At 64.1% G+C, this 24,015-nt stretch carries 22 protein-coding genes, 1 tRNA gene and 1 pseudogene; 10 read left to right on the plus strand and 14 right to left on the minus strand.

The annotated features are described in order from the left end of the window. Positions 1–623 precede the first annotated feature (623 nt). The gene (locus PQR08_RS12075; protein WP_408161311.1) at positions 624–2,087 is read right to left on the minus strand and encodes an aminotransferase-like domain-containing protein; all 1,464 of its coding nucleotides are present in this window, start codon (positions 2,085–2,087) and stop codon (positions 624–626) included. Between the two features lie 177 nt (positions 2,088–2,264). Here PQR08_RS12075 and PQR08_RS12080 point away from each other — a divergent pair, with 177 nt between their 5' ends. From PQR08_RS12080 to PQR08_RS12100, 5 genes are all read left to right on the plus strand, one after another. Continuing rightward, positions 2,265–3,065, plus strand: coding sequence for a VOC family protein (locus PQR08_RS12080; protein WP_250483335.1), 801 nt, complete (start codon positions 2,265–2,267; stop codon positions 3,063–3,065). A gap of 35 nt (positions 3,066–3,100) precedes the next feature. Continuing rightward, positions 3,101–4,042, plus strand: a complete 942-nt coding sequence (locus tag PQR08_RS12085) for a DMT family transporter (protein ID WP_250483334.1) — start codon at positions 3,101–3,103, stop codon at positions 4,040–4,042. Between the two features lie 106 nt (positions 4,043–4,148). Then, on the plus strand, positions 4,149–5,345 hold the full coding sequence (locus PQR08_RS12090; RefSeq protein WP_250483333.1) for an aminotransferase-like domain-containing protein: 1,197 nt from the start codon (positions 4,149–4,151) through the stop codon (positions 5,343–5,345). A 24-nt stretch (positions 5,346–5,369) separates the two neighbouring features. Continuing rightward, positions 5,370–5,831 (plus strand): RidA family protein, encoded by a 462-nt coding sequence (locus PQR08_RS12095; protein WP_035506296.1) that lies wholly within the window; start codon positions 5,370–5,372, stop codon positions 5,829–5,831. Between the two features lie 85 nt (positions 5,832–5,916). Then, on the plus strand, positions 5,917–6,807 hold the full coding sequence (locus PQR08_RS12100) for a PhzF family phenazine biosynthesis protein (RefSeq protein ID WP_250483332.1): 891 nt from the start codon (positions 5,917–5,919) through the stop codon (positions 6,805–6,807). A gap of 99 nt (positions 6,808–6,906) precedes the next feature. Here PQR08_RS12100 and PQR08_RS12105 read toward each other — a convergent pair whose 3' ends face one another. After that, on the minus strand, positions 6,907–7,194 hold the full coding sequence (locus PQR08_RS12105) for a hypothetical protein (protein WP_408161312.1): 288 nt from the start codon (positions 7,192–7,194) through the stop codon (positions 6,907–6,909). A gap of 68 nt (positions 7,195–7,262) precedes the next feature. On the opposite strand from PQR08_RS12105, the gene PQR08_RS12110 reads away from it, so the two are divergent. Beyond that, positions 7,263–9,692 carry a bifunctional diguanylate cyclase/phosphodiesterase gene (locus tag PQR08_RS12110; protein ID WP_250483329.1) on the plus strand — a complete coding sequence of 810 codons (2,430 nt, stop codon included), beginning with the start codon at positions 7,263–7,265 and terminating at the stop codon, positions 9,690–9,692. Between the two features lie 8 nt (positions 9,693–9,700). On the opposite strand, the gene PQR08_RS12115 is transcribed toward PQR08_RS12110, so the two are convergent. After that, entirely contained in the window at positions 9,701–10,159 is a 459-nt protein-coding gene (locus PQR08_RS12115; RefSeq protein WP_238288120.1) for a CopD family protein, read from the minus strand. Positions 10,160–10,233: 74 nt separating this feature from the next. Between PQR08_RS12115 and PQR08_RS12120 the strand changes: the two genes are divergently transcribed. Then, positions 10,234–10,701 carry a helix-turn-helix domain-containing protein gene (locus PQR08_RS12120; protein WP_250483327.1) on the plus strand — a complete coding sequence of 156 codons (468 nt, stop codon included), beginning with the start codon at positions 10,234–10,236 and terminating at the stop codon, positions 10,699–10,701. Then, positions 10,698–11,273, plus strand: a complete 576-nt coding sequence (locus PQR08_RS12125) for a PIN domain-containing protein (protein WP_250483326.1) — start codon at positions 10,698–10,700, stop codon at positions 11,271–11,273. Before PQR08_RS12120 ends, PQR08_RS12125 begins: the two co-directional genes overlap by 4 nt. Before the next feature lie 74 nt (positions 11,274–11,347). Here PQR08_RS12125 and PQR08_RS12130 read toward each other — a convergent pair whose 3' ends face one another. The 6 genes and pseudogenes from PQR08_RS12130 to PQR08_RS12155 form a co-directional block, all read right to left on the minus strand. After that, complete coding sequence (locus PQR08_RS12130; RefSeq protein WP_250483325.1) at positions 11,348–11,671, minus strand: helix-turn-helix domain-containing protein; 324 nt, start codon at positions 11,669–11,671, stop codon at positions 11,348–11,350. After that, positions 11,658–11,789, minus strand: a pseudogene (locus PQR08_RS12135) (type II toxin-antitoxin system RelE/ParE family toxin); the annotation flags it as partial. The pseudogene PQR08_RS12135 and the gene PQR08_RS12130, both read right to left, overlap by 14 nt. Positions 11,790–11,855: 66 nt before the next feature. Beyond that, positions 11,856–14,174 (minus strand): DNA topoisomerase IV subunit A, encoded by a 2,319-nt coding sequence (gene parC / locus PQR08_RS12140; protein ID WP_250483324.1) that lies wholly within the window; start codon positions 14,172–14,174, stop codon positions 11,856–11,858. Positions 14,175–14,218: 44 nt separating this feature from the next. Next, on the minus strand, positions 14,219–16,198 hold the full coding sequence (locus tag PQR08_RS12145; RefSeq protein ID WP_035506368.1) for a DNA topoisomerase IV subunit B: 1,980 nt from the start codon (positions 16,196–16,198) through the stop codon (positions 14,219–14,221). A gap of 257 nt (positions 16,199–16,455) precedes the next feature. Further along, positions 16,456–18,390, minus strand: a complete 1,935-nt coding sequence (locus tag PQR08_RS12150) for an ATP-binding cassette domain-containing protein (RefSeq protein ID WP_250483323.1) — start codon at positions 18,388–18,390, stop codon at positions 16,456–16,458. Positions 18,391–18,592: 202 nt separating this feature from the next. Further along, positions 18,593–18,976, minus strand: coding sequence for a DUF4399 domain-containing protein (locus PQR08_RS12155; protein ID WP_371881110.1), 384 nt, complete (start codon positions 18,974–18,976; stop codon positions 18,593–18,595). A gap of 243 nt (positions 18,977–19,219) precedes the next feature. Here PQR08_RS12155 and PQR08_RS12160 point away from each other — a divergent pair, with 243 nt between their 5' ends. Next, on the plus strand, positions 19,220–19,402 hold the full coding sequence (locus PQR08_RS12160; RefSeq protein WP_250483321.1) for a rubredoxin: 183 nt from the start codon (positions 19,220–19,222) through the stop codon (positions 19,400–19,402). Positions 19,403–19,416: 14 nt separating this feature from the next. Here PQR08_RS12160 and PQR08_RS12165 read toward each other — a convergent pair whose 3' ends face one another. The 3 genes from PQR08_RS12165 to PQR08_RS12175 all read right to left on the minus strand — a co-directional run bounded on the left by PQR08_RS12165 (position 19,417) and on the right by PQR08_RS12175 (position 21,162). Further along, entirely contained in the window at positions 19,417–20,154 is a 738-nt protein-coding gene (locus PQR08_RS12165) for a class I SAM-dependent methyltransferase (RefSeq protein WP_250483320.1), read from the minus strand. After that, positions 20,154–20,951: a bestrophin-like domain gene (locus tag PQR08_RS12170; RefSeq protein WP_187607158.1), complete on the minus strand. Its 798-nt coding sequence runs from the start codon at positions 20,949–20,951 to the stop codon at positions 20,154–20,156. The genes PQR08_RS12165 and PQR08_RS12170 overlap by 1 nt, the downstream gene beginning before the upstream one ends. A gap of 136 nt (positions 20,952–21,087) precedes the next feature. Beyond that, a tRNA-Arg gene (locus tag PQR08_RS12175) sits at positions 21,088–21,162 on the minus strand. A 173-nt stretch (positions 21,163–21,335) separates the two neighbouring features. Here PQR08_RS12175 and PQR08_RS12180 point away from each other — a divergent pair. Further along, the gene (locus PQR08_RS12180; RefSeq protein ID WP_238210160.1) at positions 21,336–21,641 is read left to right on the plus strand and encodes a hypothetical protein; all 306 of its coding nucleotides are present in this window, start codon (positions 21,336–21,338) and stop codon (positions 21,639–21,641) included. A gap of 7 nt (positions 21,642–21,648) precedes the next feature. Here PQR08_RS12180 and PQR08_RS12185 read toward each other — a convergent pair whose 3' ends face one another. Then, positions 21,649–21,813: a hypothetical protein gene (locus PQR08_RS12185; RefSeq protein ID WP_238210157.1), complete on the minus strand. Its 165-nt coding sequence runs from the start codon at positions 21,811–21,813 to the stop codon at positions 21,649–21,651. A gap of 60 nt (positions 21,814–21,873) precedes the next feature. Further along, positions 21,874–23,778, minus strand: coding sequence for a bifunctional sugar phosphate isomerase/epimerase/4-hydroxyphenylpyruvate dioxygenase family protein (locus PQR08_RS12190; RefSeq protein ID WP_250483401.1), 1,905 nt, complete (start codon positions 23,776–23,778; stop codon positions 21,874–21,876). Between the last annotated feature and the right edge of the window lie 237 nt (positions 23,779–24,015).

Genomic DNA, 24,015 nt, shown 5'->3' on the forward strand with positions numbered 1-24,015 from the left:
GGCGGCACCTACTTTCTTTGCTGCTGCAAAGAAAGTAGGCAAAGAAACAGCTTTCCCCATCCAAAGTGCTTCACGCCGGCCCCGGCACAGGCGATTGGCTGAATGGCCCGGCAGTAGCGAGTGCCCCCACAAAACTCACCCGGCTTGGACCGCGCACGGTCTGCCACATCGCACCACACGCGTGGCTGGTTCAGCACCAAATAGCTCCGGCCCGCTTCGCGGTCGACGGGTCAATCGGGGATGCGTGCGCTTCTTTTCTGAGGCCACCATCTCACTGCCCACGCATACCGATGGTTTCCCTTGTATACCCAACGGCAGCGCGTAGCGCTGTGCCGGAACTTTATCGTGCTGAACCAGCGCGCTTGGATGTTTAGGGCGTCAGACCGTGCGCGGTCCAAGCCCCGCGAGACCTACGAGGGCACTCGCTACTGCCGGGCCATTAGGCCAATCGCCTGTGCCGCGGCCGGCGTGAAGTGCTTAGGCTGGGGAAAGCTGTTTCTTTGGTTACTTTCTTTGCAGCAGCAAAGAAAGTGACTGCCGCCCCGCACAGGGGCAACGTTAATAAACCAAAAAGAACACAGGCCACCCATAGAAGCCCAGGTAAACAAAACCGCAACCACACCCTAGGCGCTGCGCCGCGCCGCCTTCTCCAGATAGTTCGAAAGCAACCCGGGCAACGCCGGATCCCCACAATTGGCGATGTTGAACCGCATCCACGTAGTCGGCGACTGATGCGGCGAAAACAGGCTGCCAGGCGTCAGCAGAAACCCCGCCTCATGTCCCGCCGCCGCGAGACCATCGGAATCGACACCCGCGTCGGCCCACAGAAACATCCCCGCCGCCGGCGTCGCGAACAGCCGCAAGCCGGTTTTCTCGAGCATGCGCGCGGTCTTGTCGCGCACCCCGTCGAGCCGCGCGCGCAGCCGTTCAACGTGCCGCCGATAATGCCCTTCGGTCAGCACCTTATAAACCACGCGTTCGTTGATTTCCGGACTCGTCATGCCGACGAGCATCTTCTGATCCGCGAGCGCCTTCGCCACGTCCGGCGCCGCCGCGATATAGCCGACGCGCAAATTCGCCGCGAGCGTCTTCGAAAAGCTGCCGAGGAAGATCACGCGCTTCAACTGATCGAGCGATGCGAGGCGCGTCGCGGGAAAGCCCGCCGGACACAGATCGCCGTACACATCGTCCTCGACGACGATGAAATCGTATTCCTGCGCGAGCTGAAGAATGCGGAACGCCTGCGCCGCCGTCAGCGACGTGCCGGTCGGATTCTGCAGCACCGAATTGATGATCAGCATCTTCGGCCGCCATGTCGCGACGAGCGTTTCGAGCGCGTCGAGATCCGGACCGTCGGGCGTATACGGCATGCCGACGAGCCGCGCGCCCTGCGACGCGAAGCGCCCGAACATCTGGAACCACGCCGGATCGCCGACGATCACCGCGTCGCCCGGCTTCACGTACAGACGCGAGATCAGGTCGATCGCCTGCGTGATGCCCGACACGAGCACGATCTGCCGCGCCGCCGACGCGCCGATCTCCAGTTCTTCGAGCCGCGTCTGCAACTGCTGGCGCAGCGGCAGGAAACCCTGCGGCGTGCCGAAGCCGAGCATCTGCGCCCCGCTCTGGCGCGACAGCGATCGCAGCGCGTTGGTGATCAGTTCGCCGTCGAGCCAGCGGCCCGGCAGATAGCCGAGACCCGGCCCTTTCTCCGGGCTCGACGTATGCAGCATGTTGCGCAGCAGCCAGACCACGTCGATGGTGTTCTGCACGGGCTCGCGCTCCGCCGCGACGGCAGGCGCCTCGCCTTTCGCGACGAGCGCCGGCGCGACGCGCTCGCGCACGTAGAAGCCCGAGCCGCGCCGCGAGTCGAGATAGCCGTGCGCGACGAGCCGCTCGTACGCCTCGACGACGGTGAAGCGCGACACGCCCTTGTCGAGCGCGAGCTTGCGGATCGACGGCATGCGCATCCCCGGCCGAAACACGCGCTCGTCGATGCGGCGGCGGCCCCATTGCACCAGTTGATCGACGAGCGTGAGTTGCGCGGCGTCGTGCGGCGCGGGAATCTGATCGAGCGGAACGGACATGCGGGCCTCCGGTGTACCGTAAGCGCGGCTGTGCGCCAGGAAAACTGTACCGAATAGTATTGGGCCGATTGTACCGTTACTGTTATGGTGATAGCGGCTACATTTTGCTTTCGGGCGCTCCGGTGCGCGAAACGGAAGCGTTATGCTATTGGCCCCTGTTTATCGCATCGCCCCGTCATGACCGATCATCGACTCAAACTCGATCACCTCGTGATCGCCGCCCGCACGCTGGAAGAAGGCGCGCAGTTCGTCGCCGCGAAATTCGGCGTCGAGACGGTAGCCGGCGGTGCGCATCCGCTGATGCGCACGCACAACCGGCTGCTGAATCTGTGGGGCGGCGCGTATCTGGAAGTGATCGCGATCGATCCGTCGGCGGGGGGCGTCGAGTCGCCCCGGCCGCGCCTTTTCGCGCTGGACGACCCGGCGATGCAGCGTCGTCTCGCAGACGACGGTCCGCAGCTCGTGCACTGGGTCGCGCGCGTCGATCGTCCGAAGTCGCTCGTGCGCTGGCGTGAGCAGTATCCGGCGCGCATCGCGCCTGTCGCGGCCATGTCGCGCGCCGGCAATACGTGGGGCCTCACCGTGCCCGACGACGGCGCGTTTCCGGCGTGGCAAGGCGCCGGTGACGGCGTGCTGCCGTCGCTGATCCAGTGGGACACGCCGCGTCATCCGAGCGACGCGCTGCCGGAAACGGGCATCGCGCTGCGCACGCTGACCGGATTCCATCCGGCCGCGGATGCGGTGACGGAGCAACTCGCGTGGCTCGGCGCGGCGCATCTGATGCGCGTCGAGAATACGGCGGGCGCGCCGGTGCTCGTCGCGCAGTTCGATCTGCCGGACGGATCGACGCTGACGCTCGGTGAATCGGCGGAAGAGGCAATGGCGCGCGAGGAAGACGCGCGGCAGGCGTCCAAACGACGTCGCGTGAAGAAAACCGATACGCAGGACGACCCGGAAACACCGCCGCAGCCCGACTGAGGCCGCGCATCGAACAAACAAGGAGACACCGCACGATGAAAACCCGCGAAACCGAAGGCATGTTGCTCGGCCTGATCGGCGTCGTCATTTTCAGCCTGACGCTGCCGATGACGCGCATCGTGGTCGCGGAGGTGCATCCGCTGCTGAACGGCCTCGGGCGCGCGCTCGTCGCGGCGATTCCGGCCGCCGCCCTGCTCGTGTGGCGTCGCGAAAAGCTGCCGACGTGGCCGCAGGTCAAGAGTCTCGCGGTGGTCGCGCTCGGCGTGATCATCGCGTTTCCGGTGTTTTCGGCATGGGCGATGAAAACCGTGCCCGCGTCGCACGGCGCGGTCGTGAACGGCCTGCAACCGCTGTGCGTCGCCATCTATGCCGCGTGGCTCTCGCACGAACGGCCGTCGAAGGCGTTCTGGGCAAGCGCGGTGGCGGGCAGCGCGATCGTCGTCGCGTTCGCGTTGCAGGCGGGCGGCGGCGGTTTGCAGGCGGGCGATCTGCTGATGCTCGTCGCGGTCGGCATCGGCGCGCTCGGTTACGCGGAAGGCGCGCGGCTCGCCCGTCAGATGGGCGGCTGGCAGGTGATCTGCTGGGCGCTCGTGCTCTCTGCGCCGTTCCTGTTGCTGCCGGTCGGCTGGCTCGCGTGGGCGCAGTTGTTCGGCAGCCACGCGACGCATCCCGAACCGCTCGCGCTGAAGACCTGGCTCGCGTTCGGCTATGTCACGCTGTTTTCGCAGTTCATCGGTTTCTTCGCGTGGTACGCCGGGCTCGCGATGGGCGGCATCGCGCGCGTCGGGCAGGTGCAACTGCTGCAGATCTTTTTCACGATGGCGTTTTCCGCGCTCTTCTTCGGCGAGCACGTGAGCGCATCGACGTGGCTGTATGCGGCCGCCGTCATCGCGACCGTCGTGCTCGGGCGCAAGACCGCCGTGCGTCCCGCGCCGCAAGCCGCGGTCGTCGGCGCGGGCACAACGCACGCAAGATGACGCACTCGCGCGATAATTGCGGATTGCCGTTCCTCGTCAGAACAGGTTCAAAAACTCGCGGCCCGCGCCGCGAGAGACATCATCCCCGAGACAACCGAGGCATTTCATGAATCAAGCCGATCTCCGCGCCACGCCGTGGCAACTCTCCGAACGCGCACGCAAGCTCACCAGTTCGGCGATTCGCGAAATCCTGAAGGTCACGGAGCGGCCCGAAGTCATTTCCTTCGCGGGCGGCCTGCCCTCGCCCGCGACGTTCCCCGTCGAGGAAATGCGCCACGCGTCGGAACGCATCCTGCGCGATCAGCCCGCGGCCGCGCTCCAGTACAGCGCGACCGAAGGTTACATGCCGCTGCGCGAATGGGTCGCGGCGCGTTACTCGGTGAACGGCGCACATATCCGTCCGACGCAGGTGCTCATCACGACCGGTTCGCAACAGGCACTCGATCTGCTCGGCAAGACGCTCGTCGATCCGGGCAGCCGCGTGCTCGTCGAAACGCCGACGTATCTCGGCGCGCTGCAGTCGTTCTCGCTCTTCGAGCCGCACTACGTGCAGGTGCCGACCGATGAATCCGGCCTGATCCCCGAAACGCTCGACGCCGCGCTCACCGCCAATGCGCGCCTGCTCTACGCGCAGCCGAATTTTCAGAACCCGACGGGCCGCCGCCTGCCGCTCGAGCGCCGCCGCGCGCTCGCCGCGTTCGCGCAGAAAGCGCCGTTCCCGGTGATCGAAGACGATCCCTACGGCGCGCTCGACTACGCCGGCGCGCCGCTGCCGACCCTGCTCTCGATGGCGCCCGAGCACATCGTGCATCTCGGCTCGTTCTCGAAGGTGCTGGCGCCGGGCCTGCGCGTGGGCTACATCATCGCGCCCGAGGAATTGCACTTCAAACTGGTGCAGGCGAAGCAGGCAACCGACCTGCACACGCCGAGCCTCACGCAGCGCATCGTCTACGAAGTGGTCAAGGACGGCTTCCTCGACCGGCACGTGCCGACCATCCGCGCGCTCTATCGCGACCAGTGCGAGGCGATGCTCCACGCGCTGGAACGTCACATGCCCGCGGGCGTCGAATGGAACCGGCCGGAAGGCGGCATGTTCGTGTGGGTGAAGCTGCCGCAGCACATCAACTCGATGAAGCTGCTCGAGCAGGCGATCGCGCAAAATGTGGCCTTCGTGCCGGGCGGCCCGTTCTTCGCGAACGAAGCCGAGCACAATACGATGCGTCTTTCGTTCGTGACGGTTCCGCCCGCGACGATCGACGAAGGCGTGGCGAAACTCGGCGCGCTGATTCGCGCGAGCATCTGATTTCAACGTTTAGAGGAGCAACCGATGGCATCGAACGTGTATGACAAGCTGAAGGAACTCGGCATCGAACTGCCCGTCGCGGGCGCGCCCGCCGCCGCTTATGTGATGAGCGCGCAGAGCGGCAATACCGTGTATCTCTCCGGGCACATCGCGAAGAAGGCTGGCCAGGTGCATGTCGGCAAGCTCGGCGACAACATCACGACCGAAGAAGGCAAGGCCGCGGCGCGCAGCGTCGCCATCGACCTGATCGCGACCCTGCATGCGCACGTCGGCGATCTGAACAAGGTGAAGCGCATCGTCAAGGTGATGAGCCTCGTGAACTCGACATTCGACTTCACCGAGCAGCACATCGTCACGAACGGCGCATCGGAGCTGATCGCGGAAGTGTTCGGCGATGCGGGCAAACATGCGCGCTCGGCGTTCGGCGTCGCGCAGATTCCGCTCGGCGCGTGCGTCGAGATCGAGCTGATCGCGGAAGTCGCATAAGGCGCGTCTCCCGTCGCTCGTCAGCGAAACCCGATGCGCTCAGGCCGTCGGGTTTTTTTGTGTCCTGATCCAACCGATGACATTCATGCCTACACGCACTGTCCAGTTCAAACAGGTCGACGTCTTCACGCCGGTTCCGTTCAAGGGCAATCCGCTCGCGGTGATCTTCGACGCCGAAGGCCTTTCGACGCAACGCATGCAGGAAATCGCGCGCTGGACCAATCTGTCGGAGACGGCGTTCCTGATGCCGCCGACCGATCCGCGCGCCGACTATCGCGTGCGCATTTTCACGACAGCGGTCGAACTGCCTTTCGCCGGACATCCGACGCTCGGCAGCGCGCACGCGCTCCTCGATAGCGGCTACACGCCGAAGACGCCTGGCCGGCTCGTGCAGGAGTGCGGCGTTGGGCTCGTCACGCTCGCCGAGCGGGACAACGGCGAGTGGGCGTTCGCCGCGCCGCCCGCGACGATCGCGCCGCTGAGCGCTGCGCAGAACCAGCGCCTCGCCGATGCGCTCTCGCCCGCGGTAATCGATTTCAGCGCGCCGCCGGCTGCCGTCAACAATGGTGCGCCGTGGCTCGTCGTGCGCGTGAAAGACGCGGCGCAGTGTCTCGCGCTGTCGCTGCGCGGCCAGGCGCGCGAGACGCTGCAGGCGCTCGTCGCGGAAGTGGATACGCACGGCATCGCCGTGTACGGACCGCATGACGCCGACGGACCCGCGACCTTCGAGCTGCGCGTGATCCTGCTCGGCGCGGAGAACATCGAAGATCCGGTGACGGGCAGTGCGAACGCGGCGCTCGCGACGCTTCTCACGCAACAGGGCAGACGGCCCGGCGCCTCGTACACCGTGCGCCAGGGCACCGCGCTCGACCGCGACGGCCGCGTGAGCATCGAGTACGACGATGAGGCACACGGTGCACCGATCTGGATCGGCGGCTCGTCGGTAACTGTGATCGACGGGACATTTTGCATCTGAAACAATGACCTACGCGTGTTCGCGAGGGCGCGCGTATACCCCCAAGCGCCGCCCCTTTCTTAATCTTCGAGGCTTCGCTAATATCTGAACAATCGGGGATCAGAACGCAAACGCGGTTTCACATCGGCGGACAATGGGCGTCGCGAGATTGAGCCGCTTGCGCCGCAGCGCAAACGTATGCTCTTGACGACATCGAATGCTGGCCGTCTCACTCATGCCGGGCTTCGGGCGCTGCCGCAAAAAATCGCTCGCCGAACGGCCGTTGTGCTGCTTCATGACGTGAATCCGGACGTGGATCGGGTCTCGGAGAAACAAGCCGCCGATCATCCGCTGCGCGCCGCGCACGGTATATTCACCCGTTTCGGCTGAACGCCTCAAAACATGCATCGCTTCATCCTCCTCGCGCAGTTCGCAACACGCCACGCGCTACGCGACACAGCGCCCACGGATGCGCCATGAAGCGCACGCGCTCCCACGCCTCATCCGACACCCTCTTCGGCGCGCCGTCGGCGCGGCGTCGGCGCGCGCTCCTCGCGATTCCCGTGCTCGGCACCTTCGTGCTGGTGCTGCTGTGGGCCGTGATATTCGCCCGCCTCTCCGTCGAGCGTGAAGCGACGACACATGAATCGATGGCCTCCGCCGCGATCCTCTCGTCGGCGCTCGAACAGCACACCATCAAGGCGATCCATCAGGTCGACCAGATCACCCGCTTCGTCAAATACGAGTATGAGAAGTCGCCCGACAATTTCGATCTGATCGCCACTGTCGAGAAAGGCGTCGTGCAAAGCGACACCCTCGTGCAAGTCTCGCTGATCGACGAATACGGCACGCTGATCGGCAATACGTCCGATCCGCATCCGAAGCCGATCGACCTGTCCGATCGCGAGCACTACAAGGTCCACGCCCATTCGAACGACGACCTGCTGTACATCAGCCGCCCGGTGCGCGGCCGCGTGTCGGGCCTGTGGACCTTGCAGATCACGCGGCGGCTCAATCATGCGGACGGCTCGTTCGCGGGCGTCGTGGTCGTGTCGGAAGATCCGGCCTATTTCACGAGCGATTTCTACAACGTCGCGTCGATCGGGCGCGAAGGCGTGATCGCGGTCGTATCGGACAACGGCTCAGTGCTCGCGCGCAGCACGGGCGGCAGCCTCGCCGAGAGCGCCGCGGCCAGCTCCGCCGCGAAGGGCGCGACGCACAGCGGTCCGGCCGACCGCGCGCATGCGGCCTTCAGCGCGAGCGGCGTCTATCCGACGACGGACCACGCGTCGGGCATCTATGTCGATCCGATCGATCACGTGAAGCGCATCGTCTCGTACCGGCATATCGACGGCTATCCGCTCGGCGTGCTCGTCGGTCTCTCCGAGCGCGAGGAGATGATCGACTACAACCACACGCGCAATGTCTATCTCCTGATGGCGAGCTTCATCTCGCTCGCGATGCTCGGCTTCTTCGCGGTGGCGACGGGGCTCATCGGCAAGCTGCTCGGGCGCGAGCGCGAGATGACGCATCTCGTCGAATTCGATCTGCTGACCGGTCTGCGCAACCGCTACTCGACGCTGCGCGCGCTGAGGCACGACGTGGCGCAGCCGGAGAACATCGGGCGGCTCGCGCTGCTCTTCATCGACCTCGACAACTTCAAGACGGTCAACGACACGCTCGGCCACAACGCCGGCGATATCGTCTTGCAGATGACCGCGTCGCGGCTCGCGGAGACGGTGGGGCAAAGCGGCACGCTCTCGCGCATCGGCGGCGACGAGTTCGTGGTCGTCGTGAAGGGCGACGACGTCGAACAGCGCGCCGTCACCCTCGCCGACGACATCGCGACGATGTTCGCCACGCCGTTCGACGTGCGCGGCAGCGCGTTCGTGCTGCATGCGAGCATCGGCATCGCGCTCTTTTCGGTATCGAACGAAAGCGAGATCGATCTGCTGAAGAAGGCCGATCTCGCGATGTACAGCGCGAAGGACGCGGGCCGGAACTGCTATCAGTTCTATTCGCCGCAGTTGTCGCATCGCGCGGACCATCTGATGAAGTGGGAGCAGCAACTGCGCGTCGCGCTGACGGAGCAGCAGCTCTTCCTCGTCTATCAGCCGAAGATCGATCTCACGCGCCGCTGCATCACCGGCTTCGAGGCGCTCGTGCGTTGGAATCATCCGCAGCACGGGCTCATTCCGGCGAACGAGTTCATTCCGGTGGCGGAGTCGACGGGGCTCATCGTCGCGGTCGGCGATTTCGTGATTTACACGGCGTGCATGCAGCTCGCGCAATGGCAGCGCGACGGTTATAACGGGCTGTCGCTTGCCGTGAACATTTCTGCCGTGCAGTTCTGGCGCGGCGACTTGCTGGAGACGGTCGCGCGCGCGATCGAGGCGAGCGGCATTCCGCCCGACAAGCTCGAACTCGAAATCACCGAAACGGTGATGGTCGAATATCCGGAGCTCGTGCAGGAGAAGATCGTCGCGTTGAAGCGTCTGGGCGTGCGCATCGCGCTCGACGACTTCGGCACGGGCTATTCGTCGCTGTCGTATCTGAACCGCTTCTCGGTCGATACGCTCAAGGTGGATCGCTCGTTCGTCCAGGCGATTCCCGAGGACCGCAGCGTGTGCGTGATGGTGTCGGCAATCATCAATCTGGCGCGTTCGCTTGGGCTGACGGTGGTCGTCGAAGGCACCGAGCGCGAAGAGCAGATTACGTGGCTTGCGGCGCTCGGGCCGGTGGAAGCGCAAGGCTTCCTGTTTTCACGTCCCGTGCCGGCGGATGGCGTGCAGGCGCTGCTCGATCGCTTCGGCGTGTGCGGATGGCCGCGCGGACAGTCGCCGCGCTCGCGCAACGATGCGGGCCGCGAATCGAGCACCGCGCTCAGTGACGAGCGCGGCGGCTGACGGCTGACTCAGAACCCGCGCGACAGCACCGCCGTGCCGATCGTCACGACGCCCAGCACGAGATTGATCACGACGAGCCGTCTCACGGTCCCAACCGCCCTCGCCCCATCGGGCCAGTTCTGCGCCTGCACCGCGCGACGAATGCGCGGAAACACAGCGAAGCGGATATGACCGAAGATCAACATCATCACGATGCCGAGACCGGCCATCGCATGTAATGGCCACGCCGCGTGACCGCCACCGAACTCCATGAGCAGGAAGCCGCCGGTGAGCAGAATTACGATGACCGCGGCTCCCACCCAGTTGAAGAACCGTGCGAAGACCGACTCCCAGAGCGGCAGGCGCAGTTGCGGCGTGAGATCGCCGAGCGCGGGACGCAGGCAGAAATGCGCGAAGATCATGCCGCCGATCCAAACGGCTACGCCGAGCAGATGCAGAAAGAGCGCCGCTTCGATGGCTTTGTTCATTTTGTTTCGTTTATTTCGTTTTTCGTTTATTTCGAATAAGATGACGTTCTACGCTCATTCAAGCGGAGCACGCCATGACACGAAGTACCCATCCCGAAGTGAGCCTGCCGGTCGAACGCGAAATGCAAGCCGCAGTCGAGGGACAACGCGCACTTGCCACGTATCTGTCGACCAGTTTCAAGACCCAGCGGATCCAGATTTTCGACGACAAGGACGAAGCGCATCAGATCGAGTTGCCGACATCGGCGCTGCGTCTTCTGGTCGACATCCTCGCCGAGCTCGCCGATGGCAACGCCGTCAAGATCGTGCCGGTTCATGCTGAACTGACGACGCAGGAAGCCGCCGACCTGCTCAATGTTTCGCGCCCACATCTCGTCAAACTGCTGGACGCCGCTGCGCTGCCGTTTCACAAAACCGGCAAACATCGACGCATCCGCTTTGCCGATGTCATGCAATACAAGTCCGAGCGCGAGCGCACGAGCGAAGAAGCGATGAAGGCACTGGCCGAGCAGGCACAGAGACTAGGAATGGACTACGAATGAAGAGTTCCCGTTTCATAGTCATATTTGACGCTTGCGTGCTGTATCCGGCTCCATTGCGAGACTTTCTGATGTGGCTGGGGCTATCTGGCCAGTTCCGGGCAAGATGGAGCAGGCAGATTCATGAAGAGTGGCAACGCAATCTCTTGAAGAACCGGCCCGACCTGACGAGAGAACAAGTGAAGCGGACGGCTGAACTGATGGACCTGGCGATTCCAGATGCGCTCGTCACCGGGCACGAAGACTTGATCGCCGGATTGAGCTTGCCCGACGAGAACGATCGCCACGTTCTGGCGGCGGCCATTCGCTGCAGCGCAAGCGTGATCGTCACGTTCAACGAAAGGGACTTTCCGAACGAGGTGTTGGGCCCGTTCGGGATCGAGGCGCAACACCCGGACGCTTTCGTCGATGAGCTCTTCGATCTCGCTCCGGCCGCCGTCATTCACGCGGCGCAACAGCAGCGCAAGCAACTGCGGCACCCGCCGATGGACGCGGAGCGGTTCATTGAAATCCTGCTGAAGCAGGGGCTTGTTCAGACGTGCAAAGCGCTTGCGATGTACAAGGCGATCTTGTGAGCGCGGCGCGGCGAGCAATCACCGCGATGACGCTCACCACCGTCACCGTATCGCTCGCAAACGTGAATTCCCGGTCACGCGGCGAAAACAACTTCGACTCGCCCCGCCTTCGTCGAGCGCCGCGGCGGACCAACGACGATCTGTACGTTGCGGCCGAGACGTGCCAGCAGCTCCAGCATCTTCGCCTCGCTGATGCCCCGAAACTGGCCGCGCAGCAGTTGCGATAGTTTGGGCTGACTGATGCCCAGCACCTCCGATGCTCGCTGTTGTGTCCAGCGACGTGCCTTGATGATCTCGCCTATCTTGCTGGCGAGTTGCGCCTTGACTCGCATTTCGTCGGCATCGGCCGTTCCCAGATCGGCGTAGACGTTGCCGCTGCCCTCTTCAATCTCGATCATTGCGTTCTCCTGCGGCATGGTCCTGCGCGGCTTTCAGCCTCGCCCGAACGATGTCGATGTCCGGCTTCGGCGTTGCGATGCCGTCTGTCGACTTTTTCTGGAAACAGTGCAATACAAAAGCCCGCACGAAGCGGGCTTTCAAGGTACGGAGCAAACGAACTCAAGGGATGCCAGATCGAAACCGTCACCCCTCGAACACCGGCCTCAACTCCGTCACCTTCAACGACGAATCCGGCGCGCGCCCCTTCCTCGCGCGCTTGCCGAGATGCAATTGCAACTGCGACCCGCTGAGCTTCTCGTCCTTCGCCTTCCCGCCACGCCCGGTGCCGATCATCATCACGCCACGCGCATCGAACGCGAGCGCCTGCCGCAGCGTTTCCTTCGCGTCGAGGCCCATCAGAATGACGCCGCGACCGCCGCCCGACAGCGTCTTCATCTCGTCCATACCGAAGACGAGCAGCTTGCCCACACTCGACAGGCACGCGACGTATGTCGCGCCGTGAACGACAGGCATCGGCGCAAGCGGAGCCGCGCCTTCGTCGATCGTCATGAACGCCTTGCCCGCCTTCTGACGACTCACCATATCGCCGAGCTTCGCGAGGAAGCCGAAACCATTGCTCGATGCCAGCAGCAACTGCTGCTCCGCATTCGCCGCGAAGTAATGCAGCAGATGCGTGCCCGATTCGAGCTCAATCAGCGACGTCACGGGCACGCCGTCACCCCGCCCGCCCGGCAACGCCGATACCGGCACCGAATAGACACGCCCCTTGCTGCCCCACGCGACCAGCGAATCCGGCGTGCGCGCCAGGAACGCCGCATAGAGTCCATCGCCCTGCTTGAACGTGAAGCCCGCCGGATCGAGTCCGTGACCCTTCAGCGCGCGCACCCAGCCCTTTTGCGACACGACGACCGTCACCGGTTCATCGACGACACGCGCCTCGAATGTCGCGCGCTTTTCCTGCTGAATGAGCGTGCGGCGATCGTCGCCGTATTGCTTCGCGTCGGCTTCGATTTCCCTGATGAGCACGCGCTTCATCGCGGCATCGCTGTTGAGCAGTTCTTCGAGCTTGGTCTTCTCGTCGCGCAAGTCGGACAGCTCCTGTTCGATCTTGATCGCTTCCAGCCGCGCCAGTTGACGCAGCCGGATTTCGAGGATGTCTTCGGCCTGCCGGTCCGTGAGGTTAAAGCGCGCGATCAGCGCCTGTTTCGGCTCTTCCGATTCGCGGATGATGCGAATGACTTCATCGATATTCAGAAAGACGATCATCCGCCCTTCGAGAATATGGATGCGGTCGTTGACCTTGCCGAGGCGATGCTGCGTGCGCCGCGTCACGGTCACGAAACGGAAGCCGATCCACTCGTGCAGAATTTCGACGATGCCCTTCTGACGCGGCCTGCCATCCGCGCCGATCATCACGAGGTTGATCGTCGCGTTCGATTCGAGGCTCGTATGCGCGAGCAGCGAGTTGACGAACTCGGTCTGATCGATGCGGCTCGACTTCGGCTCGAACACGAGACGCACGGGCGCGTCCTTGCCGGACTCGTCGCGCACGGCGTCGAGCAGGCCGAGCAAGGTCTGCTTGGTCTGAACCTGCTCGGGCGTGAGCGTCTTTTTGCCGAGCTTGATCTTCGGGTTGGTCAGTTCCTCGATTTCCTCGAGCACCTTCTGGCTCGATACGCCCGGCGGCAATTCCGTGATGACGACCTGCCACTGGCCGCGCGCGAGCTCTTCGATCTTCCAGCGCGCGCGCACCTTGAGGCTGCCGCGACCGGTCTCGTAAGCCGCCGAGATTTCCGCGGGCGACGAGATGATCTGCCCGCCGCCGGGGAAATCGGGACCGGGCACTTTCTCCATTAGACCCGCGTGGCCGAGCTTCAGATCGCGGATCATCGCGACGGCGGCCTGCGCGACTTCGCGCAGATTGTGCGACGGGATTTCCGTCGCAAGACCCACGGCGATGCCCGATGCGCCGTTCAGCAACAGGAACGGCAGACGCGCGGGCAGCAGCTTCGGCTCTTCGAACGAGCCATCGTAGTTCGGCATGAAATCGACCGTGCCCTGATCGATTTCATCGAGCAGCAAACGCGCGATGGGCGTGAGGCGCGCTTCCGTGTACCGCATGGCCGCCGCGCCGTCGCCGTCGCGCGAGCCGAAGTTGCCCTGACCATCGATGAGCGGATAGCGCATCGAAAAATCCTGCGCGAGACGCACGAGCGCGTCGTACGCCGATTGATCGCCGTGCGGGTGATACTTGCCCAGCACGTCGCCGACCACGCGCGCCGACTTCACCGGCTTCGCGCCGGACGCGAGGCCCATCTCGCTCATCGCATAGAGAATGCGGCGCTGCACGGGCTTCTGTCCGTCGCAGACATCGGGCAGCGCGCGGCCCTTCACCACGCTCACCGCGTAGTCGAGATAAGCGCGCTCGGCGTAATCGCCGAGCGTCAGTTGTTCGCCGTCCGGTGCGGTCTGTTCGGCGAAGAGATCGTCTGTGATTCCCATCGAATATCAATATCCGTTGTGTGTTGCCTGAGTCGAGCTTGGATTTAGATGTCCGCTTCGACTTCGTTGCCCTTCTCTTCGAGCCAGCTGCGGCGCGACGCCGCTTCGCCCTTGCCCATCAGCATCGTCATGCGCGAGACGGTGAGATCGAAGCCGAGATCGCCGAGGCCGACGGGCAGAAGACGGCGCGTGTCGGGATTCATCGTCGTATCCCAGAGCTGCTCCGCGCTCATTTCGCCGAGACCCTTGAAGCGGCTGATGGTCCACGCGGTTTCCCGCACGCCGTCCTTGCGCAGCTTGTCGAGGATGGCTTCGAGCTCGCCTTCGTCGAGCGCGTAGAGCTTCTGCGCGGGCTTCTTGCCGCGCGCGGGCGCATCGACGCGAAAGAGCGGCGGACGCGCGACGCATACATGGCCGCGTTCGATCAGTTGCGGGAAGTGCTTGAAGAAGAGCGTGAGCAGCAGCACCTGAATGTGCGCGCCGTCGACGTCCGCGTCCGACAGGATGCAGATCTTGCCGTAGCGCAGATTCGTGAGATCGATCTGATCGTCGGGACCGTGAGGATCCACGCCGATCGCCACCGCGATGTCATGCACTTCGTTGTTCGCGAAGAGGCGGTCGCGCTCGGTTTCCCACGTGTTCAGCACCTTGCCGCGCAACGGCAGAATCGCCTGGAACTCCTTGTCGCGGCCCATCTTCGCGGAGCCGCCCGCCGAATCGCCCTCGACGAGGAAAAGCTCGTTGCGCGCGATGTCGGTCGATTCGCAATCGGTCAGCTTGCCCGGCAACACGGCGACGCCCGAGCTCTTCTTCTTCTCGATCTTCTGGCCGGCGCGCGTGCGGGCCTGCGCCTGACGGATCACGAGTTCCGCGAGCTTCTTGCCGTACTCGACGTGCTGATTCAGCCACAACTCCAGCGCGGGCCGCGAGAACGACGACACGAGCTTCACCGCGTCGCGGCTATTGAGACGTTCCTTGATCTGCCCTTGGAATTGCGGATCGAGCACCTTCGCCGACAGCACGAACGACACGCGCGCGAACACGTCTTCCGCGAGCAGCTTCACGCCCTTGGGCTGCAGGTTATGAATCTCGACGAAGTTCTTCACCGCCTGAAAAAGACCGTCGCGCAGGCCGGATTCGTGCGTGCCGCCCGCCGGCGTCGGAATCAGGTTCACATACGACTCGCGCAAGAGCGGCCCTTCCTCGCTCCACGCGACGACCCACGACGCGCCCTCGCCTTCCGCGAAGGTTTCCTCGGTGTTCTTCGAGCTTTCCGCATAGCGCTCGCCTTCGAACAAGGGAATCAGCAGATCGCTGCCGCCCATGCCTTCGAGCAGATAGCCGCGCAGGCCGTCTTCATACTTCCACGTCTGACGCTCGCCCGTCTTCTCGATGACGAGCGCCACTTCGACGCCCGGCAGCAACACGGCCTTCGAGCGCAGGAGACGCTGCAATTCGCCGAGCGGCAGATTGGCGGAATCGAAGTATTTCGGATTCGGCCATGCACGCACGCGCGTGCCGCTTTTCTTGGCGCCGCGCTCGGCTGCGCGCGTCGTGAGTGCTTCGATGACGTCGCCGTTGGAAAACGCGAGTTGCGCGACCTTGTTGTCGCGCCAGACCGTTACTTCGAGGCGCGTCGCGAGCGCGTTCGTCACCGAGACGCCGACGCCGTGCAGACCGCCGGAGAATGTATAGGCGCCGCCCGCCGCTTTATCGAATTTGCCGCCCGCATGCAGCCGCGTGAACACGATCTCGACGACCGGCACGCCTTCTTCCGGATGCAGGCCGAACGGAATGCCGCGGCCGTCGTCTTCGACGGACACGGAATTGTCGTTGTGCAGCGTGACGATGATCTGCTTGCCGAAGCCGCCGAGCGCTTCATCGGAGGCGTTGTCGATCACTTCCTGAATGATGTGCAGCGGATTCTCGGTCCGCGTGTACATGCCGGGCCGCTGCTTGACCGGCTCCAGGCCCTTGAGCACCTTGATCGATGCTTCGCTGTAGCCGGCTGCCTTGGCGTTCATGACGAGGCGTTTGCCTCGTTCAGTGCCTGTCGCCATTGCGCTGGATTTTTTCGTGGACATAGTTGAACGTTGATCCGGCTCTCGGGCGTTCTCGCGGAAAATGCCACAACGTGACGCCCGATCTGCCGGCGAATGCGTGATGAAAATGCCTGGCCGGATGCCGGTGCGGGAGGCGGAAAACCGCCCGCCGATCCGAGCCGCGCTAGGAGAATAGCGGTTTTCGCCCGCCGCGCCCACCTCGGACCGATAAAACGCGCCTACTTGCGTTTCGCTTCCAGTTCTTCCCAGCGCTCGAGCGCGACGAGCAATTCTTCTTCGATCGCCGCGTGGCGCTCCGACAGACGCGCGCCTTCTTTCGCGTCCTTCGCGAAGATCGAACCGTCTTCGAGCTGCGCGCCGATCGCCTTCTGCTCTTCTTCCAGCTCGGCGATACGCCCCGGCAGCGCTTCCAGTTCACGCTGTTCCTTGAACGACAGCTTCACCGTGCGCTGCGCGTTGCGGCCAGCGGCGCTTTCTTTCGGCGTGTCGTCCTTCGGCGCTTCCTTCGCGGTCTGACGCGCCGCGTCTTCCGCGATACGCTCCGAACGTTCGCGCTGAATCTGCCAGTCGGAGAAGCCGCCGACATACTCGCGCCACAAGCCTCCGCCCTCCGCGGCGAACACGGATGTCACCACGTTGTCGAGAAACGCGCGGTCGTGGCTCACGAGCAACACGGTGCCGTCGTAATCCGCGAGCAGTTCTTCGAGCAGTTCGAGCGTGGGAATGTCGAGGTCGTTGGTCGGCTCGTCGAGCACGAGCACGTTCGCGGGCCGCGCGAAAAGCCGCGCGAGCAACAGGCGATTGCGCTCGCCGCCCGAAAGCGAGCGCACCGGCGAACGCGCGCGTTCCGGCGCGAACAGGAAGTCGCCGAGATAACTCATCACGTGCTTCTTCACGCCGTTCACTTCGACCCATTCGCTGCCAGGGCTGATGGTGTCAGCGAGCGATTTGTCGAGATCGAGCTGCGCGCGCATCTGGTCGAAGTACGCGACCTGAATGTTGGTGCCGATACGCACGCGGCCTTCGTCGGGCTGCAGTTCGCCGAGAATGAGTTTCAGCAAGGTCGTCTTGCCCGCGCCGTTCGGGCCGACGAGACCGATCTTGTCGCCGCGCATCACGGTGGCCGTGAAGCGGTCGACGATCGTGCGTTCGCCGTAGCGCTTCGTCACATCGGTCAGTTCGGCGACGATCTTGCCCGACTTCTCGCCCTGCCCGACATCGAGCTTCACGTTGCCCTGCACATTGCGGCGTTCCGCGCGCTCATTGCGCATTTCCACGAGCCGCGCGATGCGCCCGACGCTGCGCGTGCGCCGCGCCTCGACGCCCTTGCGAATCCACACTTCCTCTTGCGCGAGCAGCTTGTCGAACTTGTCCTGCTCGATCTTTTCGACTTCGAGTTGCTGCGCCTTTCTCGTCTGATACGCGCTGAAATTGCCCGGATACGACAGCAGACGCCCGCGATCCAGTTCGACGATGCGCGTCGCCACGCGATCGAGAAACGCGCGATCGTGCGTGATGAAGAGCAGACCGGTGCGCAACGTGACGAGCAGGTCTTCCAGCCAGCGAATGCCGTCGAAGTCGAGATGGTTGGTCGGCTCGTCGAGCAGCAGCACGTCGGGCTGCACGACGAGCGCGCGCGCCAGCGCCACGCGCTTTTTCATGCCGCCGGACAGATCGCCCGCGCGCGCGTCGCCGTCGAGGCCGATTTGCGCGAGCGTCGTTGCGACACGCGTGCGCCAGTTCCACGCATCGCGCAAATCGAGCGCCGATTGCAACGCGTTCATGCGCGCGAGCAACGCGTCGTGCTGCGCGCCTTCGGGTGTGTCGGCGAGGGCGTGCGCTACGGCGTCGTACTCGTCGAGCAGTGCGCGCGCATCGGTCAGGCCGGAGGCGACGACATCGAATACGGAGGCGTCGAGATCGAACTCGGGCTCCTGCGGCACATAGACGGTCGTGAGCTCGCTCTGGCGCGTGACGAGGCCGTCATCGGGCGCGGCGAGCCCCGCGACGATCTTGAGGAGCGAAGACTTGCCCGCGCCGTTGCGGCCGATCAGCCCGACACGCTCGCCCGCTTCGAGCGAGAAGTCGGCGTGGTCGAGCAATGCGACGTGGCCGAACGCGAGCTGCGCGTCCGAAATGGAATAAAGCGACATGGGAAAACCGGATGAATGGCGAAGAATCGGCGACGAACACGACGACCGATGGAAGCGGCCATTGTACCGGGCGCCGCGCCCGACAACGCACGACGCACGCGGCTTAGGCCGATCGGATGAGGCTTTGCAGCCCAAAAAAACAGCAAGGCCGCCCGGATTCGATCCGTGGCGGCCTTCCCATGTCTCGTGCCGGAAAAACGCGTTACTTCACATGCACCTTGATGGTCTGGCTCATTTCCGGCCCGTAGGAACGGTGCGCGCCGTCGCCGAACTGCATCGTCAGCGTGTGATCGCCGGGCGGGAGCTTCACATCGGCTTCGGTCTGGCCCTTGCCGAAGTGCAGCGACGTGTCGTTCGCCGGAATCACGGTGCCCTTCGGCAGCGCCTTGCCATCGATCAGCAGATGGTGGTGGCCGGTGCCATCGGTCATCGTCCCCGCCGGCGCGATCGACATGCCGTCGACGCCGAACTTCACGTGCACGGGGCTCGTGACGGTTGCGCCATCCTTCGGCTCGATGAAATAGACGCGCGCCTGCGCATGCGCCGCACCGGCGTATTGCGCGAGCAGGATCGCGCCCGTCAGCATCGCACCCAAGACCTTTTTGTTCATCGTTTTCTCCATGTTGTGAAACCGGTCGCTGGCGCGAATGCGGCGCCCGAGACCCAAAAAGCATACACCGGGCTTTCGGTTTGGCGGAATCGGGACCATCCTGCGGACGGTGCTACCGGGGACGATCGCGCCGATTCCTGTAAGATGCCGGGTCGCCGCGCCGCGCATCGTCTTCGAGTGCACGCGGTCCGTTTATTTCTTTCGAATCAAGAGTCTGTCGTGAGCGAAGTCATCGAATTCAAGAGCTGGGTCTGCCTGATTTGCGGCTGGATCTATAACGAGGAAGACGGTCTGCCGGACGAAGGCATTCCCGCCGGCACCCGTTTCGGCGATATCCCCGGCGACTGGCGCTGCCCGCTGTGCGACGTGGGCAAGGCCGATTTCGTCGTCGTCGAGTTCTGATACTCACTGCTGTTTCACCGCGCCACCGCGATCAGTTCGCGGCTCGTCTCGTCCACCGGCGCGCGATCCCAGTCTCCAGACCAGTCGATACGCGCGAAACCCGCATCGGTCAGCAGGCCCGCGAGTGCATCGAGCGTGCGGAAACGTAGTTCGCTCGTGGCGCTCAAGGTATCTTCAGGCGCCGACGTGAAGCGATAGTACGTCGTGAACGCAGCGTGGCCTGTCGTCGAAGGATCGGGTTGCGCGTGCAGTTCCTGCCAAACTTCCACCGTTCGTCCGTCCGGCGCTTCGACGCAGCTCAATGAGCGCTCGCGCGTCCAGTTTTCCCACGCCCGCGCCGCCGGATTGCGGCTTTCGAACGCGATCGCGCCGCCCGGCCGGATCGCGCGACGCGCAGCCTTAAGCGTCGCGAGCAACGCCGCGTCGTCGAGAAATATCTGCGCGACATGGCCCGTCATCACGAGCAGATCCGCCATGCCGACGAACGGCAGCGCGCTCGCATCGCCTTCGATCCACGTCACTTTGTCGCCTTCGGGACGCGCCCGCGCGACACGCAGCATCTGCGGCGACGGATCGATGCCCGTCACGCGATGCCCGCGCTTCGCCAGTTCGCAGGCGAGCAGGCCTGTGCCGCAGCCCAGATCGACGACATGTTCCGCCGACTCGGCCAGCGCAAGATAGAACGCCGTATCGGACGCGAACGGATTGAGAACATCGTATAGCGCGACGAGGCGCGGATCGTCGTAGAGCATCAGCGGCTCTGGTACGCGAGGGCGTCGCGCATCGGCTGGCTGCCGACCATGATCGGGCCGGTGAATGGCGTATCGAGATCGAGGATCACGAGCACCGCCGATGCGATCGACAGCGCGCCGAGCATGATCGTCACGAGCGAGAGCGCGTTGCGCGGCGCGATCAGCCCGAAGCACAGGAAGATGATGAGCAGCCAGCAGACGAGTATCCGGTCGAACGGATACGAAATCGATCCGTGCGCCTCCTCCACCAGCTTCCAGCGCAGCGCGATGAGTTGCTCGAAGCGCGCGGCGGCTTCGGCGGCAAGCTGGCGATGATAGTCATCGTGCGGACGGAGCAGGCGCACTTCGCGCTGAGCCTTGCTCAAGATTGCGCCGAGCGTGTTGTTCGCGAGGCTGTCGGTGTTCTTTGACGGCTCGACGTTCGGATATTCACCAAGCGGGCGCGGCTCGTTCGGCCACGTGCTCGCGAGCGCGCCCGCCGTGTACGAGCGCAGGAGTTCGCGTGCGTGATCGAGATCGGCGCCGTAATCGCGCATGGCGCGATCGAGTTCGATGATCGAGGTTGCGTAGCTGCGCATGTCGTTGTTCGTGGTGTCGAAGATGGTTTTCGCCGACGCCGTCAGAAGGCCGAGCACGAGCGCCGCGAACGTGACCAGCATGCCGACGAGCAATTGCACGAGTTGCACCGTCTCCTGCGCCTTGTGCTCTTCGGGAAGCAGCGGCCGCACGATCGCGCCCAGGCCCGTGCTGGCAAGCAGAAGAATGAAGACGAGCACCGCGGACTGGATTTCCGTCATGAGCGCGCGAGCCGAGATGGCGTGACCGAAGTGGTCGCATTATCGGTGGGAAAGCGCTCGCGGTCCAATGTGAACCGGCTGAAGAAGAAGCGCGGCGGCAGCGGCAAGAAGGCCGCGAGGGCGGCATGTGGGATCGTGGTCCCCCCGGCAGGAATCGAACCTGCATCTAGCGCTTAGGAGGCACTCGTTCTATCCATTGAACTACGGGGAGTGGACCGCGCGTCGCCGACAGCGTCGGCAAGCGAGCGCAGAGTATAGCAAACGCTATCGGCGGCATCGGGGTCGGTGCGAAGAAATTCGAAAGCGGCGGCGCGCGCCGGAAAAAACCGTCCGGCTAGGGTTTGCACCTATCAAGTTTCGCTGAGCCGCGCCGCCATCGGAGTAATGGACCCATTCCCCGATACCAAGCCGCAGGGCGCGTTCTCGGCGTTGCTGGCCGACCAGGACCTGACGCACCTCGAAATGGTGCTGCGTCGTTCATTGTCGTGCGATCTAGGCGGGCCGTTGCTGCCGCCTTCGTACTGGCGCGAGCGGCTCGCATCCATCACGCGTCAGTCACATCTCTCTCACACGCAGATTCAGACCGTGCATCGGCTGTATCTGCATATCGACGCATTCGAGGCAACGGAGCGCGAACACGAGCAGCCGCCCGCCGTCGCGGCCGGCGGCGGAAAAGCTCAAAGCGCCTGAACGCGCTTCAATGCCGATGCCTCAGCCACCACTCGCGCAACGGATGCCGTTGCGCGTGGTCTCGCGCCGCTACGCGCCTGCGATGTTCATCGCGCCAGTCCTGCGCGAGCAGCACGATGACGATCGTCGCCAGACACGCGAGCCCGACGAAAATGCTCGAAAAATCCCACATGACGTCCTCCTGCGTTTCCCTGGCGCCATGTATCGATTTTAGTTCACGCGTGGCCCCGCTTCACGCCGCCTGACGCGCGCGCTGCTGCTGTTGCGCGTGCGCCGCGAGCCGCACCGCCGCGTTGGCCGCGCCGTAGCCGTCGTAGCCGCCGCGCCGCTCGATCACTTCGAGGAAGAAGCGCTGATCGAGCTGCTCCGTATAGGCGTGGAAGAACTCGCCGCCGCGCTCGTCGCGGTCGTAGAGGATGTTGTGCTCGCGCATCTGGTCGATCTGATCGTCGGGCAGACCGAAGCGCGCGACGAGATCGTCGTAATAGTTGCCCGGAATGCGCAGGAATTTGACGCCGTCGGCTTCGAGGCGCGGGATCGCATCGAAGATATCCGGCGTGCTGAACGCGACATGGTTCAGGCCCGAGCCGCGATACGTCGATAACGACTCCGACACCGCCGTATACCGATCGACCGACGCATTCAGCGCGATACGCACCGAGCCGTCGCGGCTTCGCACCGCGCGGCTGCGCACGAGGCCGTACGGATCGGGCACGAGCACGGCGGCCTCGGTCTCGAAGCCGAACGCGCTTCTGAAGAACAGCACCCATGTGTCGAGCGCGTCGGCGGGCAGCGACAGGCACACGTGATCGATGCGCGAAAGCGGGCCCACTTCGTACGGTCCGTCGATGTCCGTCAGAATGAAGTCGGACTCCCACAGCGTCGGGCCGCCGGGCGATTCATCGACGAAATAGTCGAGGCTGCCGTCCGGCGACTGCACGCCCGGCACCACGCGCTCGTTCGGGCCGACTTGCCCCGAGAACGGCGCCGAGCCGTACGCGGCGGCGCGCTCGAACGCCTGCTTCGCATCATCGACGTGAAACGCCGATGCGCACAGCGACAAGCCATGCTTCTGAAAGAACGCGCTCGCGAACGAATCGGCTTCGGCGTTGAGCACGATCGACCCCGCGCCGTGCCGATACAACGCGACATCCTTCGAACGATGCTTGCCCGCGAGCCTGAAGCCGAGCCGGCCGAGCCATTGCGAAAGCTGCTCGCGCGTGGAGTCGTCGACGGCGAATTCGAGGAACTGAAAGCCGATGTGCTCCGGCGGCGCGGGCGGATTGAAGAGTTCGGGCGGCACGTCCTTGCCCGTCGAGAACATCAGTTTGCGCGTCTGCTCTTCGAGAAAACGCAGCGATCGATAGCCATCCGCCGCGGTGATCGCGGTCGGCGCGGCACGAAAGCCATCGTTGAAGATTTCGAGCGACAGCGGACCCTTGTAGCCCGCTTCGAGCACGCGCGCCGTGAAGCCCGCGACATCGAACGCGCCCTGCCCCGGAAAGCAGCGATAGTGACGGCTCCATTCGAGAACGTCCATCGCGAGCACGGGCGCATCGGCGATCTGCACGAACGCGATGCGATCGCCCGGAATCGACGCGATCTCTTCCACCGAATCGCGGATCGACAGCGTGTGGAACGTATCGAGCGCGAGGCCGAGATTCGGATGATTCACCGCGTCGACGAGCTTCCACGCGTGCTTGTACGAGTTCACGTAGCGGCCCCACGCGAGCGCTTCGTACGCGACGATCACGCCGGCGTCCGCGGCGATCTTCGCGAGCACGCCGAGCTGATCGACGAGCAGCGCGTCGTCGCGGATCGTATCGGGCGACACGTTGCTGCACACGAGAATGCGGTCCGTGCCGAGTTCGTGCATCAGTTCGAACTTGCGCTTAGCGCGCTCGACGTTTTTCGCGAGCCGCTCGGGGCTCACGCCGTCGAAATCGCGGAACGGCTGAAACAGGTAGATCTCGAGGCCGAGATCGGCGCACATGCGGCGCACGTCGGCGGGCGTGCCGTCGAAATACAGCAGATCGTTCTCGAAGATCTCGACGCCATCGAAACCGGCCGCCTTGATGGCCCGCAACTTCTCGGGAAGCGTGCCGCTGATGGATACCGTTGCGATGGAAGTCCGGATTGAACGCAGCATCGCTGCCTCCTCGTTGCAATTCATTGAACGCGGGATGGATCGAAAGCGGTGCCTTCCAGTGTAGGCCGTCCGCATGACGGACGCGCGCAATCCATGTCAGTTTGCGAGATAATAACAAACTAACTAGACCGTACAAATTAGTGAAAACACGAACCGACAAGCTTCGCGCGTGCGTTCACACTGCGGCCTAATCAATCTCGCACTGCAGCATGCAGTGCTCATCCA

The organism is Caballeronia jiangsuensis (assembly GCF_046030135.1).
GTDB classification, from domain to species: domain Bacteria; phylum Pseudomonadota; class Gammaproteobacteria; order Burkholderiales; family Burkholderiaceae; genus Caballeronia; species Caballeronia jiangsuensis.

Excerpts from the sequence above, each read along its gene's own strand:
- PQR08_RS12165 (WP_250483320.1), bottom strand. The coding sequence starts at position 20,154 with ATGCTCTACGACGATCCGCGCCTCGTCGCGCTATACGATGTTCTCAAT.
- PQR08_RS12130 (WP_250483325.1), bottom strand. The coding sequence starts at position 11,671 with ATGATCGAGATTGAAGAGGGCAGCGGCAACGTCTACGCCGATCTGGGA.
- PQR08_RS12170 (WP_187607158.1), bottom strand. The coding sequence starts at position 20,951 with ATGACGGAAATCCAGTCCGCGGTGCTCGTCTTCATTCTTCTGCTTGCC.
- PQR08_RS12075 (WP_408161311.1), bottom strand. The coding sequence starts at position 2,087 with ATGTCCGTTCCGCTCGATCAGATTCCCGCGCCGCACGACGCCGCGCAA.
- parC (WP_250483324.1), bottom strand. The coding sequence starts at position 14,174 with ATGGGAATCACAGACGATCTCTTCGCCGAACAGACCGCACCGGACGGC.
- PQR08_RS12110 (WP_250483329.1), top strand. The coding sequence starts at position 7,263 with ATGAAGCGCACGCGCTCCCACGCCTCATCCGACACCCTCTTCGGCGCG.
- PQR08_RS12155 (WP_371881110.1), bottom strand. The coding sequence starts at position 18,976 with ATGCTGACGGGCGCGATCCTGCTCGCGCAATACGCCGGTGCGGCGCAT.
- PQR08_RS12085 (WP_250483334.1), top strand. The coding sequence starts at position 3,101 with ATGAAAACCCGCGAAACCGAAGGCATGTTGCTCGGCCTGATCGGCGTC.
- PQR08_RS12125 (WP_250483326.1), top strand. The coding sequence starts at position 10,698 with ATGAAGAGTTCCCGTTTCATAGTCATATTTGACGCTTGCGTGCTGTAT.
- PQR08_RS12100 (WP_250483332.1), top strand. The coding sequence starts at position 5,917 with ATGCCTACACGCACTGTCCAGTTCAAACAGGTCGACGTCTTCACGCCG.
- PQR08_RS12080 (WP_250483335.1), top strand. The coding sequence starts at position 2,265 with ATGACCGATCATCGACTCAAACTCGATCACCTCGTGATCGCCGCCCGC.
- PQR08_RS12120 (WP_250483327.1), top strand. The coding sequence starts at position 10,234 with ATGACACGAAGTACCCATCCCGAAGTGAGCCTGCCGGTCGAACGCGAA.
- PQR08_RS12105 (WP_408161312.1), bottom strand. The coding sequence starts at position 7,194 with ATGCATGTTTTGAGGCGTTCAGCCGAAACGGGTGAATATACCGTGCGC.
- PQR08_RS12180 (WP_238210160.1), top strand. The coding sequence starts at position 21,336 with ATGGACCCATTCCCCGATACCAAGCCGCAGGGCGCGTTCTCGGCGTTG.
- PQR08_RS12115 (WP_238288120.1), bottom strand. The coding sequence starts at position 10,159 with ATGAACAAAGCCATCGAAGCGGCGCTCTTTCTGCATCTGCTCGGCGTA.
- PQR08_RS12185 (WP_238210157.1), bottom strand. The coding sequence starts at position 21,813 with ATGTGGGATTTTTCGAGCATTTTCGTCGGGCTCGCGTGTCTGGCGACG.
- PQR08_RS12095 (WP_035506296.1), top strand. The coding sequence starts at position 5,370 with ATGGCATCGAACGTGTATGACAAGCTGAAGGAACTCGGCATCGAACTG.
- PQR08_RS12145 (WP_035506368.1), bottom strand. The coding sequence starts at position 16,198 with ATGAACGCCAAGGCAGCCGGCTACAGCGAAGCATCGATCAAGGTGCTC.
- PQR08_RS12150 (WP_250483323.1), bottom strand. The coding sequence starts at position 18,390 with ATGTCGCTTTATTCCATTTCGGACGCGCAGCTCGCGTTCGGCCACGTC.
- PQR08_RS12090 (WP_250483333.1), top strand. The coding sequence starts at position 4,149 with ATGAATCAAGCCGATCTCCGCGCCACGCCGTGGCAACTCTCCGAACGC.